Origin of the sequence: Candidatus Thiodictyon syntrophicum (assembly GCF_002813775.1) — a bacterium.
Taxonomy (GTDB): Bacteria; Pseudomonadota; Gammaproteobacteria; order Chromatiales; family Chromatiaceae; genus Thiodictyon; species Thiodictyon syntrophicum.
The window spans coordinates 3,297,564-3,311,074 of sequence record NZ_CP020370.1; the positions used below are offsets into that span (position 1 = coordinate 3,297,564).

A 13,511-nucleotide genomic window follows, 5' to 3' on the forward strand; every position below is an offset into this window, starting at 1 on the left:
CGAAGACGTAGTTTCCACCGAGTTCCATCCAGGCTCTCATAGCCTACCAATCCAGCCCCGTGAGTGCGCGGAGCCCCGCCTCCGAGACAAAGTAATTCAGGTGATGACAGTCCACCACCTGCCGCACCGCGACCGGCTGACGCGGTTCCGGCACGCCCTCGATACTGACGGTACTCACCGCGATGTCATGCCCGGCCTCATGGTAAAGGGCATCGAACAGCGGCCCCTTGCCAAGCTTGGCGGTGAGCCGCGCGAGCAGCGGGTCGGCCCCCTCCTGGTAGCCACGGATATCCCCGGCCAGGATGCTGTAGCGCACGCCGGGGTCCTCACCCGCGTTGAGTGCGTTGATGAAGGGCGACCCCGGGTCCATCTGTTCCAGGGTGGGGGAGATCTTCTTGGAGCGTCCCAGCACCGTCAGCAGTCCGGTACCGAAGGGGGCAAAGGCCGGGAAGACATTGATGGCCCAGGTGGTCAGCAGGCCGGTAAGGCTGCGCGCGCTGTCGATCTTGCCGAAGGGCGAGCCCTGGTTGGGGGTGCCGCACATGACCAGGTGATCGACGATGCGGTTGCCGCCCTCCCGCTCGATCAGCCAGCGGGCGATCAGGCCGCCCATGGAGTGGACCAGGAGGGTCAGGCGCTTGTCATCCTGTGGGTGCAGGCCGGCGTCGCGCAGGCGGCCCTTGAGGGTCCGCGCCTTCTCTTCGATGCTGCCGCTCAGGTTCTCATAGTCGTAGGTCAGCACCAGGTCGAAGCGGGCGTCGAGACCGCGCCCGTCCCCGTCGCGGGCCAGGCGCAGGCCCTGTGCCATGCCCTCGGTGTCGCCGATGATGCCGTGGATCAGAAGAATGAGGTTGCGGGCCGCGGCGACCTTATCGACCAGGCCCTCTGCGTGACGAGCGATGGTGCCGTCCGGCCGATACTCGACCCAACAGAGCTGGTCCACGTCGGTACGCTTGAGATAGGTCTTGAAGAAATAGAGCTTGAGCGCCTTGCCGAGGCTGCGGCGGTTGTCCGGGATACCGTCCGGAATACGGTCGATGGTGACCCGCGTGCGGCCTTGCGCGTCGCGCTCCGGCTCACCCGCCAGTAGGATGTCCTCGCCGTCGAAGGTGAGCGGCAGGAGCTGCTCGTCCGCGCCGAGGCCCAGGTCGAGCGTCAGTTCCAGCGGTTGGGCCGCCAGGGACTCGGGGTTCGCAATATCCGTCAGTTCCAGGACGCAGGGGGACTCTCCGCGGGTGTCGGCAAAGCGCAGCAGTTCGAGCCCCTGACGTTCCAGGGCCAGCGAAAAGTCGGCGCCGTCGCCCGCCCCGCGGCTGGCGGCCGGGGGCGTGCCAAAACTGACGCCGGCCTGGAATGCAGGGTGCCCCTTGATGCCGATCCGCCCGCCGACCAGGCTGAGATCGCGCGTGCCCACCCGGTCGGCCCGGCGCACCAGGCGGACCCGGATGGTCTTGGTGAACCACTCGTTCTCGTGGACCAACTTGGCGCGCGGCGCGCCGAAGGTGATCCCGCGGGCCTCGCCGCCCCCGCCGCGCGTGACGCGATGGACCTTGCCGATCTCCACCGGGTCCTGCACCAGCAGGAAGTCGTCGATGCGCTCGGTGCTGACGATGAGCTTGAAGAGGTGGACGGCCTCGTCGCCTTCCTCCGGTTTCAGGTCCAGGGTGAAGGTCGATGCGCCGCCGACGATCAGGTCGAAGGGTGTGTCCGCGGGCTCGATCCGCTCGTTGTAGACGACCTGCATGGCGAAGGTGTTGGCGAGATAGGCCAGCGCGAAATGCAGCGGCTGGGCGCTGCGATTGGCGGCGCTCAGGCGGGCCTTGATGTCCCGCCAGGTAGCGCCCTCGCGGGTGATGTCGATGGTGAGGTCGTCGCCGGGGTAGACGTAGGCGTCCGGGTTGCCGGGGAGGACCTCGACGAACTGGAAGGCGACCGCGTCCTGATCCATCCGCGTGGCCCGGTTCTGCAGCGCTGCCGCCCGCTCCCAGTCGGCGATGGCCTTGAGCGCCGGGAAGAGCAGGTCGCTTGAGCAGTAGTCGGTGCCCTGGATCAGGCGGCCGGTCGCGGTTTGCGTGAGCCTGGATGAGCCACCCTGGGCACTCAGGCAGTAGGACTCGCCGCCCGCCCCCCCGGTACTGAACGCAAACCCCAGTGCCTGCCGATCCTGCGCCTTGGCCAGGGCCTCCTGGGCGGCCGCGATGCCGGCCGCGTCGCCGTCCAGGCGCACCAGCAGCGGCGGCACCGGCAGGCTGGTGACCTGGGCCTGGAAGCGCGCCGCGGGGGCGGGCGCCAGGTCCAGGAGGCGCAGTTCGCTTTTCTGGGCGCCGACCTGGGTGGTCGCGGCATGGCCGGCCAGGACCGCGGGGTCGGATTCCGGATAGAGGGCCAGTTCGACGACCTGGTCCGGGTCCGTGGGCAGCCCGTGCAAGGCGCCGCAGTTCGCCTGCCAGGCGCCCCGGTCGAAATAGACGCTGTAGCGGCCCCCGGACGGCGCCCCGGTGCCGCCCAGGAATCCGTTATAGGCATCGAACCCGGCGTAGGTCTCGAACTGCGGGGTCTGATTGTCCGCATAGCGGTGCACTGCCGCGCGTGCGCGCACGAACAGGTCCGCGTAGGCGATGCCGGGGCCGGACTGGCCGAGGACGTCGATCAGGGTACTGGTGAAGACCCCGCGGTGGTCCTTGGACTCCCAGGCCTTCTGTACCCGCTCGCAGGCGGCGAGCAGGATGTGCCGGCTGGTCGGAATTTCCAGGGGCTCACCGCGCGCCTGGCGCTCCGCGTACCAGCCGTCCAGATAGGTCTCCAGGGGGCGCTCCTCGAAGACCTCGTGGGTGTAACGGGCGCGGGCCTGGGTGAAGTCGTCGGCGCCGCGGGTGGCCGAGCCGGAATGACAGCAGTCGAGCAGCACCGCGAGGTGCGGGCCCCGGGCGGCGACCTCTTGCAGCAGCACCGCCAGTTCCTTGTCCGCCAGGTCGAAACCGCCGGGCTCCCGGCTGTCGACGCACACCAGGCCCTCGTCGCGCCCGTCCGGGTACAGGCGCTTGAAGGCGGCCGCGGAACAGGAGCGGGCGCCGTGACCCGAGTAGTGGAACAGGACGGTATCCTCCGGCCCGGCCTGGCCCAGGTGGGTGCGAAAGCGTTCAATCAGATTGCCGCGGGTCGCCTGCGCGTCCGTGAGACATTCGAGTGCGAGCCGCCCCGGGTAGGCCCGGCCGAGCCAATCCGCGACGGCCCCCACATCGTTCACGCAGCCTTGCAGCCGGCCGACCGACTGGGGATAGTCGTTGATCCCGACGAGCAGGGCATAGATTCGATTCGTGTTGTTTGGCATCGCGAATGGTCCTGTGGCTGGGTTTGGATCGGGTACCCTCAAGCATCGTTCCCGCCGGGCGTTCTTGCAAGCCGGCCGTCAAGGTGCGCCGACAGAAGCCTTTGCCGCGCCGCGGGTCGCACGCCGTGCTGCGCGATGCGGGCGGTATTCCCGCCGCTGCGCATCCTGCCGCCGCTCTCCGCCGCCATCAAGCGGCGCTTCGGCCACCGCACCGTCACTCAGCCGACAGGACGCGCAACTCTATCCAGCACCTGCCTGCAGTGTGCGGTATATTTCCCGTACCGACGCAGTAGCGCCAACCGGGGGGAGGGGCCGACCCGCATGACCGCCGTCAAAACCAATCCTTAAGGACCAGGCAACACCATGGACCACATCGCGCACCCGCTCGCGATCTCCGCATGAGCGCATCACTCGAAGATGCCAGTCCCTTGGCGATCCCACCGCACGCAACCGGTTTCGGGTTCTCGCTGCGCCGCTCGGGTGGCCACCTGTCGCGCTCGATGATGCTGCCCGAGCTGCGTCTGCTCTTTGCGGCCGTCCCTGCCACCGCCGGCCGCGCGGACTACCGTACCGCCATCCTGGAGGGCAACGTACTGGGCAAGCGCACCTTTTCCAGCCGCCAGAAGAGCGAGAAGCACCTCTACGAGTTGTACGGGCTCGCCCCCGCGCTCGCCCTGTTCCGGCTGCTGCGCCGCTTCGCCGCCGAGGCCCCCGACTCGCTTCCCCTCCTGGCCCTGACCTGCGTCTTCTGCCGTGACCCCCAACTGCGGGCCAGCTTTACCCTGATCGAGGCCCTGAAGCCGGGCGAGGTCCTGCTCCGCGCTCGGACGGAGGCACACCTGGAGTCGGTCTTCCCGGAGCGCTTCAGCCCGATCATGCTCGCTGGCTTAGCCACCCGGGTCAGCGTCACCTGGGCGGCCACCGGCCATCTGAAGGGCCGAGCGACGCGGATACGAACCCTGCCGATCCCCACCCCTGCCGCATCGACCTACGCCATGTTCGCCGGCTACCTCCTGGGCCTGCGCGGGGATTGTCTGGTGTCATCCGTCTTTGCGCGTCTGGTGGGGGCCGATCCAGCGCTCATCCTGTCACACCTCGCCCTGGGCTCGCAGCGGGGCTGGCTGCGCCTGCGCCACGGCGGCGGGGTGATCGAGATCGACTTCTCCGCCCTGTTACTGCCCGCCGAGGAGGCAATCCTGAATGGCTCGCGCTGACCAACTCCTGGCGAGCTACCGCCGCCACGTCTCCCTGACCCCGCGCACCAACCTGCCGCTGAGTCAGCGGGTGTGGTTCATCGTCTATCCCCCGGAAGACGAGCGCCGTATGGTCAACCGCATCCCCGAGTTCGAGATCGCCACCCGCGAGCACGGACTGCGCTGGCACCACCTGGACCTCAAAGGGGCCTTCGCCGACTGGATCGACACCTTCGACCCGGACGAGCGCGACGCCTGCCTGGCCGAGCCCGCCATCGTCGAGGACTACGCCGATCCCGGGCTGCTCGACTATCTGGGGGAGCGCCTGCGTACCGCCATGACCGCGGTCCCGCCGCAGATCGCCACCACCACCGTCTTCGCCGTCTCCGGGCTCATGGACCTCTACGACTTCGCCCACGTCTCCGGCGTGCTGGAAACCCTGGAGGCCGACCGGCTGCCGGGCATCCTGGCGCTCTTTTTCCCTGGCGATCGGGAGGGCAACACCTACCGCTTTCTCGGCGCCCGCACCGGCTGGAATTACCTCGCCACCCCCATCCTCACGGAAGGCTGACCATGTCCGACTCGCCCCCCTCATTCCCAAGAAATCGGGACCTCTTCGTCAAAGACCCCCTGACCTGGACCATCGCCAATGAGGGCGTCTCCAGCAACAACGTCGAAGACCTGGACACCCTGCGCTACGAGCTGACCACCTTCGTCTGCGAGGGCGAGTATCGGACCGGACTGGCCAAGATCCTCCAGGGCTTCCTGGACAATCTGGACCGAGAGCAGAAGGCGGCCTGGGTCAGCGGCTTCTATGGCTGCGGCAAATCCCATCTGGTCAAGGTTGCGCGTCACCTGTGGACCGACTCCCCGCTTCCAGGCGGCCACACCGCCCGCACCCTGGCGAACCTCCCGGACGACATCCGCGACCTGCTCCGCGAGCTATCGACCCGCGGCAAACAGGGCGCGGGGCTGCACAGCGCGGGCGGCACCATGAAGGCCGGGGCCGGCAGCGTGCGCCTGCGGCTGCTCGGCATCCTGCTCGCCTCGGTCGGTCTGCCGCCCAAGCCCTCGCGCGCCCGCCTGATCATGGACCTGCGCGACGATGGCAAGCTGGACGAGGTGCGCGGGCACATCACCGCGGCCGGCAAGGACCCAGCGCTGGAGGTGGCCCACGCCCATACGTCAAAGCCCCTCCACGAAGCCTATCTTGCCAGCTACCCGCATTACGGTAACCCGGCTCAGGCGGCCCAAGCGCTGCGGGCGGAGTATCCGAGCAAGGTCGACGACATCAGCATCGCCGATATGCTCGCCATCAGCCGCCGCGCCCTGGAGCGCGGGCGTCCCGCCCGCGATTCCCGGCCGGGACGGCCGGGCTCCTTTCTGCCCTGCACTGTCATCGTCCTGGACGAGATCCAGCAATACATCGCCAATAACGCCGACCTCGCCCACGACGTGCAGGAGGTGGTCGAGGCACTCTCCAAAGAGATGGACGGCCGCGTCCTGGTGATCGGCACCGGCCAAAGCGCCCTGACCGACACCCCCGCACTCCAACGCCTGATGGGCCGCTTCACCACCAAGGTCCACCTGAAGGACAACGACGTGGAGCGTGTGGTCCGCACCGTCGTGCTGCAGAAGAAGGAAGAGGCCAAACCGGTCATCGCCGACCTGGTGTCCAGACGCTCCGGGGAGATCGCCCGCCAGCTCAAATCCACCCGCATCGCGACCCGCGCGGACGACGATCAGGGCTATGTCCCCGACTACCCGCTCCTGCCCGTGCGGCGGCGCTTCTGGGAGCAGGTGCTGCACAGTTGCGACCCCAGCGGCACCGCCGCCCAGATGCGCACCCAACTGCGCGTCACCCATGAGGCGTGCCGCCTGGTGGCGGAGCAGCCCCTGGGAACCATCATCCCCGCCGACTTCATCTACGATCAACTCGCTAACGAACTGGTCACCACCGGCGAGTTGCAAAAGCGCTTCCAGGAGCTGGTCGAGGAGCAGAAGCGTCAACCGGACGGCCCCCTGCGCTCGCGCATCTGCGCCCTGGTCTTCCTGATCGGCAAGCTCGCGCGCGCAGGCGTCGACACCGGCGTGCGCGCCAACCCGGAGCACCTGGCCGACCTGCTCACCGAGGATCTCAGCGACTCCGCCACGCAGTTGCGAGCCAGCGTCCCCGCCCTGGTACAGGCCCTGACGGACGAGGGTGTCCTGATGGAGATCGAGGGCGAAGTCCACCTCCAGACCACCGAGGGGGCCGCCTGGGAGTCCGAATACCGCAAGCGCCGCGCCTCCCTGCTGAACAACGAGCCCCAACTCGCCGCCGAGCGCGGCCAGTTGCTCTCCAAGTCCATCCAGGCCGCGCTCGCGGGGGTCTGCGTCCTGCACGGCGCGGCCAAGGAGAAGCGTAAGGTCAGCATCCACCACGGGATGAGCCCGCCGGCCCAAGACGAGGGTCTGGTGGTCTGGGTACGCGACGGCTTCCAGGAGTCGGAGGGCGCCGTCATCCAGGACATCCAGGCCCGCAGCACCCTGGATGCCACCATCCACGTCCTCATCCCCAAGACCAAGGCGGACCCGCTCAAGAACGCCCTGGCCGCCGCCCGGGCCGCCGCGGACACCCGCAGCTTCAAGGGCGAGCCAGGCAGTGACGAGGGGCGCGCCGCCCGCGCCGCGATGACCAGCCGCCAGGCCGGGGAGGAGTCCAAGATTGCCGCGCTGATGGGCGACATCGTGCGCGGCGCCCGACTGTTTCTCTCCGGCGGCCAGGAGTTGAACATCACCAGTCTCAAGGAGGGGGTGGAAGAGGCCGCCAAATCCGTGCTCGACCGACTCTATCCCCAGTTCCACCTCGCCGACTCGCCCAACTGGCCCACGGTCTGGAAGAAGGCCAAGGAGGGCAATGCCAATGCACTGGCCGCCGTCAATTACCAGGGCGACCCCCACCGACACCCTGTCACCGCGGCCATCCTCGCCGAGGTCGGGGCCGGCAAGAAGGGGTCCGACCTGGTGTCGCGCTTCACCGCCGGTCCCTATGGATGGCCCAAGGACGCGGTGGACGCCGGCGCGGCCGTGCTGCTCGTCAGTGGCCACCTGGGCGCCCGTCTCCAGGCCCAGCCGGTGAAGATCGCCGACCTGGACCAGCGCAAGATCGGCCAGGCCGATCTGCGCGTGGAGCAACCGGTCCTCACCGCTGTCCAGAAGCTCAAAATCAAGAAGCTCTTCCAAAGCGCCGGCTACAAGTTCCAGCCCGGCGACGAGGCCGCCGTTGCCCCCGCGTTCGTCGGACTGCTCAAACAGCAGGCCCAGGCCGCCGGGGGCGAGGCTCCGGCACCGGCCGCGCCCAACCCGCCGGTACTGGCGGAGTTGCACGGCCTCTCCGGCAACGACCTACTCTACAAGCTCCACGACCGCGCCGACGACCTCACCCAATCCCTGGCGGACTGGCGGTCGGTCGCCGACAAGATCGACGACCGTGGCCCCAACTACGCCCTGGCCGGTCAACTGCTGGCCCAGGCCCGCGACCTGCCGGACATGGACGCACTGACCCAGACCCTGGAGGCCATCCGCACCAACCGCAGCCTGCTGGACGACCCGGACCCCACCGCCACCGTCCTCCAGGCCGTCAGCAGTGCCCTGCGCGGCGCCCTGGCCCAGGCCCAGACCGACCATGCCGACACCCTGGCCGCCGAGCTGGCCCGGCTCGCCGCCCATCCCGTCTGGGCCGCCCTGCGCGACACCGATCGCGCCGCCCTGCTCCGGGAAGCGGGCGCCGTGGCCCCGACCCTGCCGGCCGCCTCGACCGACACCGAACTGCTGGAGTCACTGAAGCGGCGCGACCTGCGCGGCTGGCGGGACCTCACCGACGCCCTGCCGACCCGCTGCGACCTGGCCCTGGCCGCCGCCATCAAGGCCGCCGAGCCCAAGGCCCGGCGTGTCAGCCTGCCGGGAGCCACCATCCACGACGGGACCGAACTGGACGACTGGCTCACTGAGGCCCGCGCCAAGATCGAAGCAGCGTTGGAGCAAGGGCCGGTGATTTTGTAGAACGGAGCCGGGGCGTCCCGCCCCGGCGCAACCCCAATGTAAGGCAGAGAGCATCCAGCAAGACATGGCACAGACTTTGGACCAACAGTGCAACTTCTGCGGCAACCGGAACCTCAGTGCCACGCACACCCGCTACATCCACCAACAGGATGGGGAGATGCTGATCGTCGAGGACGTACCCTGTATCGAGTGCGACTACTGCGGAGAACAGTATTTCGAGATCAAGACCTTAAAGAAGATCGAGGCCGATCACCTGGCCTTGGCCGCGCATCAGAAGCAACCTCGCCGCACTCTCAGGGTTGCAGTTGAGGATTTTCATGCACTCTGATCGATTCGGACTCGCCTCGTGTCCAGACGCCGCGAGCACGGAAATGGACCGGCCGCAGGGCGCCTGCGAGCCGGCGAACCGGACCATCCTCGACCAGCGGACGTTTCAGGTGTCCGGCGACCAGTATCAGGCACTGCTCGACCTGCTGGACCGCCCCGCCCGGGACAACCCCGGTTTGAGCGACCTGTTCTCCCGTCCCGATCCCTGGGAGCTCGGGTGAGCTGACGCTCCCGAACGCACAGAACACATCGCAAGGACCCGAACATGCCCAGCACCCTGACCAAGGACCAGCGCACGGCGCTGGAGAAGCTCACCCTCAAGGCCCGCGAGGCGGCAGAGGTCGCGGCCCGTGCCGCCCTGGATAACCTCGCCGTCCATGAAGAACGGCCGCGCGCCCACCTGGACGAGGACCAGCGCCGCCTGCGTAACCGCCTGCGCGCCCGCGGCCGGGCGTTGGGGGACCGGCTGGACCCGGGCGGCACCCAGTCCATCGACCAACTCGCCGAGGCCGCCGCCTACGAGCACTGGCACCGGCTGCTCTTCACCCGTTTCCTGGCCGATAACCACCTGCTGCACACCGGCGTCGAGCATGGCAGCGTCCCCGTCACCCTGAAAGAGTGCGACGAACTGGCCCCAGAGCTTGGCGCCCGCGACGGCTTCGATCTGGCCTGCCGCTTCGCCTCAGAGACCCTGCCCGGCATCTTCCGCCGGGATGACCCGGTGCTGGACCTGCGTCTGGCGCCCAACCACGAGGTCCAACTGCGCCGCCTGCTGGACGAACTGCCCGCCGAGACCTTCCGTACCGACGACGCACTGGGCTGGACCTACCAGTTCTGGCAGGCCAAGCGCAAAGACGAGGTGAACAAGTCCGGGGTCAAGATCGGCGCCCGCGAGTTGCCTGCGGTCACCCAGCTCTTCACCGAGGACTACATGGTGGAGTTCCTGCTCCACAACTCGCTGGGCGCCTGGTGGGCGGGAAAGGAGCGCGGGCGTCCCGCCCGCGATTGCACCACCGAGCAGGAAGCCCGCCAAGCCGCCGCGCTGCCGCCCAAAGACGGCTTACCCGGAATCGACTGGACCTACCTGCGTTTCATCGAAAGGAGCGTGGCCGTCCCGGCCGCGAACGGAAGCGCGGGCGTCTCGCCCGCGAATCCCGGCCGAGACGGCCGGGCTCCTTTCTTCGACCCTCATCGCGATATCGACATCACCGAGCACAACCTCCCCCACTGGCGCCAGGGTGAGGCTTGGATCTTCGTCACCTGGCGCTTAGCCGATTCACTCCCCGCCGACAAGCTTCGTCAATGGCAGGGAGAAAAGGCGTCGTGGCTGGTCCTTCACCCTCAGCCCTGGGATGCGGCCACCACGCGCGAATACCACGAGCGCTTTACCCAACGCATTGAAGACTGGCTCGATGCTGGTCACGGCGCCTGCATCCTGCGCGAGCCAAAGGTGCGTTGCATCGTCACGGATGCGCTGGCCTTCTTCGCTGGTAAGCGTTATGAACTTGGCGCCTGGGTCGTCATGCCCAACCACCTCCACGTGTTGTTCCGGCCCTTGGGCGAGCATCGGCTGCCCGACATCCTGCATTCCTGGAAGAGCTTCACCGCCAAGGAAATCAACAAACTCCTTGGGCACAGCGGCCCGGTTTGGCAGGAAGAGTACTGGGATCGGCTGATCCGCAACGAACGCCACCTGGACGCCTGCCAACACTACATTGCCGAGAATCCCGTAAAGGCCCATCTCCCCGATGGCGAGTGGAGCGGGAGCGTGGGCGTCCCGCCCGCGAATAGGAGCGTGGGCGTCCCGCCCGCGAATAGGAGCGTGGGCGTCCCGCCCGCGAATGAGAGCCCGACCGTTCCCGCCGGGAATCGCGGGCGGGACGCCCGCGCTCCTTTTACCCCCGCCGCCGGCACCTTCGAGGGTTGGCCCAAACACGCCGCCGAGATCCGCTTCCTGGACCCCTGCATGGGCAGCGGGCACTTCCTGGTCTTCGCCCTGCCCATCCTCGCCCGGCTGCGGATGGAGGAGGAGGGTTTGAGCGCCGCCACGGCCATCGCCGCCGCGCTGCGGGACAACCTGCATGGGTTGGAGATCGATGAGCGTTGTACTCAGATTGCGGCGTTTAATGTGGCATTGACGGCGTGGCGGTTGGGTGGGTATCAGGCGTTGCCGGTGCTGCATCTGGCCTGCTCGGGGCTTGCGCCGAATACACCAGAGGAGACCTGGATTGCCTTGGCGGGGGAGGACGATCGGTTGCAGCGCGGGATGGCTCGACTTTATGCGCTGTTTCAGGATGCGCCGGTGCTTGGGAGCCTTATCGATCCGCGGAGTATTGAGGCGGATCTCATCGACGCGGGTTTTGGCGAACTGGAGCCTTTGTTGGTGCAGGCTTTGGACGGGGGGCGCGATCAGGATGACGAGGGGCGGGAGTTGGGGGTGGTGGCGCAGGGGGTGGCGAAGGCGGCGGAACTTTTGGCGGGGCGCTATACGTTGGTGGCGACGAATGTTCCGTATTTGGGGAGGGGGAAGCAGGATGCGGTTTTGAAGGACTATAGCGAGAAGGTCTATCCGCAGGGAAAAGCCGACCTTGCCACCTGCTTCATATGTCGGTGTATAGACTTTGCCTCGCCCGGAGCTACAATCGCGCTCGTCACTCCGCAGAATTGGTGGTTTCTGGGAAGCTATTTCAAGTTAAGAAAGGCACTCCTAACAGAGAGATCCTTTAATTTTATCGCAGCTCTCGGGGAGGAAGCTTGGCGGAGTTTTGGCGACCGTGGGCCGGTTGCGTCACTTGTTGGAATTACCAATGCCGTGCTCAAGGAAGAACAGTCGATGATGGGGATTGATGCTATTTCCCTAAAGCAATTGAATGATAAGCTCTTTGAGCTGCGTGCTGGAACGGTTCGTAGGCTTAAGCAATTTGACCAATACCGCAATCCTGATTCACGACTCGTCTTGGACACTCTCGCGGCAGGAGCGTTACTTTCTCAGCTTGCCGATTATGGCAAAGGGAGCACCACCGGCGATAGGCTGAGATTCGTGCGTGGATTCTGGGAGGTCGCATCTCTGGGCTCATCTAACCAGTTATGGCTCGATTCGCCATCAACCAATGAATTGTGGGGCGGGCGTGAGCACGTGACAACCGTTTCATTAGAAGACTCGAGCCTAATAGAGCAACTGGGTTGCTGGATTCGAGGTCAAGAGGTTTTTGCTCGCGCCGGTGTCGCAGTAAACAAGATGCGCGATATGCAGCCCTTCCTCTATGCGGGCGAGGTGTTTGACGACAATATAGGTATCGTTGCCCCGAGTGATCCTAATGACGTTCTGCCGCTTTGGGCCTTTATCGAGTCAGGAAGCTATCTTCAAGAAATCCGCAAGATTGACAAGAAGCGAAATGTCACAGCCGCGACACTCGTGAAAGTCCCTTTCGACCTCGCCCACTGGCAACAAGTCGCCGCCGAACAATACCCCAACGGCCTCCCCAAACCCCACTCCGACGACCCGACACAATGGCTCTTTGATGGCTATCCGTTCCAAAGGAGCGCGGGCGTCCCGCCCGCGAATCGCGGCCAGGATGGCCGCGCTCCTGTCCGCGCTCCTTTCCACGCCCCTCTCCAAGTCGCCGTCGCACGGCTGCTCGGGTACCGCTGGCCGCGGCAGACCGGCTCTGAGTTTCCGGACTGTCCGGCCTTGGGTCCGGACGGGCTGGAGGTCCATGCGGACGCGGACGGGATCGTCTGCCTGACGGCCATCAATCGGGAACTACCCGCGGCGGTGCGGCTGCGGGCGCTGCTTGCCGGGAGCGCGGGCGTCCCGCCCGCGATTGAAGGGAGCCCGGCCGTCCCGGCCGAGACTCGCGGGCGAGACGCCCGCGCTCCTTTGGACGAACAAGCCCTGCTGGCCGCCGCCGGGGCTACGTCGAGGACCCTGGAGGATTGGCTGCGCGACGAGTTTTTCGAGCAGCACTGCAAGCTCTTCCACCACCGCCCCTTCATCTGGCACCTCTGGGACGGTCGCAAGGACGGCTTCCATGCCCTGGTAAACTACCACCGGCTGGACCGGGCCAATCTGGAGAAGCTCACCTACAGCTATCTGGGCGACTGGATTCGCCAGCAGGACGCGGACGCGAAGGCCGACAAGCCCGGCGCCGCCGAGCGCCTGGGCGCCGCCCGTGTGCTGGAGGCCGAACTCGTCGCGATCCTGGAGGGCGAACCGCCCTATGACCTCTTCATCCGTTGGAAGCCGCTCGCCGAGCAGCCCCTGGGCTGGCAGCCGGACATCAACGACGGCGTGCGCCTCAACATCCGCCCCTTCATGCAGGCCCGGGACCTGGGTAAGAAGGGCGCCGGCATCCTGCGCGCCAAGCCCAACATCAAATGGGACAAGGACCGCGGGACCGAGCCCCAGCGCGACAAGTCCGACTACCCCTGGTTTTGGCACGCCGAGGAACCCCCGCTCGCCTGCCCCGGCGGCCCCGAGTTCACCGGCAACCGCTGGAACCTTGTTCATCTGACCCTGGCCCGGAAGCGCGCAGCCCACAAGCAATCCTCGCGCCCCGGACCAACGCAAGACACGGCTGGACCCGCGGAACTTTCTTGATTGCCGGCTTTGCCGG

At 67.0% G+C, this 13,511-nt stretch carries 7 protein-coding genes; 6 read left to right on the plus strand and 1 reads right to left on the minus strand.

The window, feature by feature from the left end:
- Positions 1–43: 43 nt before the first annotated feature.
- A complete protein-coding gene (locus THSYN_RS13880; RefSeq protein WP_100919674.1) occupies positions 44–3,331 on the minus strand; it encodes a caspase family protein in 3,288 nt (1,095 codons plus the stop codon).
- 398 nt (positions 3,332–3,729) lie between these two features.
- Here THSYN_RS13880 and THSYN_RS13885 point away from each other — a divergent pair, with 398 nt between their 5' ends.
- The 6 genes from THSYN_RS13885 to THSYN_RS36660 all read left to right on the plus strand — a co-directional run bounded on the left by THSYN_RS13885 (position 3,730) and on the right by THSYN_RS36660 (position 13,495).
- On the plus strand, positions 3,730–4,545 hold the full coding sequence (locus THSYN_RS13885; RefSeq protein WP_100919675.1) for a hypothetical protein: 816 nt from the start codon (positions 3,730–3,732) through the stop codon (positions 4,543–4,545).
- Positions 4,532–5,095: a hypothetical protein gene (locus tag THSYN_RS13890; protein WP_100919676.1), complete on the plus strand. Its 564-nt coding sequence runs from the start codon at positions 4,532–4,534 to the stop codon at positions 5,093–5,095. Before THSYN_RS13885 ends, THSYN_RS13890 begins: the two co-directional genes overlap by 14 nt.
- A 2-nt stretch (positions 5,096–5,097) precedes the next feature.
- The gene (gene brxC, locus THSYN_RS13895; protein WP_100919677.1) at positions 5,098–8,568 is read left to right on the plus strand and encodes a BREX system P-loop protein BrxC; all 3,471 of its coding nucleotides are present in this window, start codon (positions 5,098–5,100) and stop codon (positions 8,566–8,568) included.
- A gap of 64 nt (positions 8,569–8,632) precedes the next feature.
- Positions 8,633–8,896 carry a type II toxin-antitoxin system MqsA family antitoxin gene (locus tag THSYN_RS13900; RefSeq protein WP_100919678.1) on the plus strand — a complete coding sequence of 88 codons (264 nt, stop codon included), beginning with the start codon at positions 8,633–8,635 and terminating at the stop codon, positions 8,894–8,896.
- Positions 8,897–8,939: 43 nt separating this feature from the next.
- Positions 8,940–9,116, plus strand: a complete 177-nt coding sequence (locus tag THSYN_RS13905) for a type II toxin-antitoxin system TacA family antitoxin (protein WP_236848898.1) — start codon at positions 8,940–8,942, stop codon at positions 9,114–9,116.
- A 44-nt stretch (positions 9,117–9,160) separates the two neighbouring features.
- Positions 9,161–13,495 carry an Eco57I restriction-modification methylase domain-containing protein gene (locus THSYN_RS36660; protein ID WP_257791246.1) on the plus strand — a complete coding sequence of 1,445 codons (4,335 nt, stop codon included), beginning with the start codon at positions 9,161–9,163 and terminating at the stop codon, positions 13,493–13,495.
- Positions 13,496–13,511: the final 16 nt, after the last annotated feature.

Bases quoted from the DNA above. Each gene is read 5' to 3' on its own strand.
- THSYN_RS13880 (WP_100919674.1), bottom strand. From the start codon at position 3,331: ATGCCAAACAACACGAATCGAATCTATGCCCTGCTCGTCGGGATCAAC.
- brxC (WP_100919677.1), top strand. From the start codon at position 5,098: ATGTCCGACTCGCCCCCCTCATTCCCAAGAAATCGGGACCTCTTCGTC.
- THSYN_RS13885 (WP_100919675.1), top strand. From the start codon at position 3,730: ATGAGCGCATCACTCGAAGATGCCAGTCCCTTGGCGATCCCACCGCAC.
- THSYN_RS13900 (WP_100919678.1), top strand. From the start codon at position 8,633: ATGGCACAGACTTTGGACCAACAGTGCAACTTCTGCGGCAACCGGAAC.
- THSYN_RS13905 (WP_236848898.1), top strand. From the start codon at position 8,940: ATGGACCGGCCGCAGGGCGCCTGCGAGCCGGCGAACCGGACCATCCTC.
- THSYN_RS36660 (WP_257791246.1), top strand. From the start codon at position 9,161: ATGCCCAGCACCCTGACCAAGGACCAGCGCACGGCGCTGGAGAAGCTC.
- THSYN_RS13890 (WP_100919676.1), top strand. From the start codon at position 4,532: ATGGCTCGCGCTGACCAACTCCTGGCGAGCTACCGCCGCCACGTCTCC.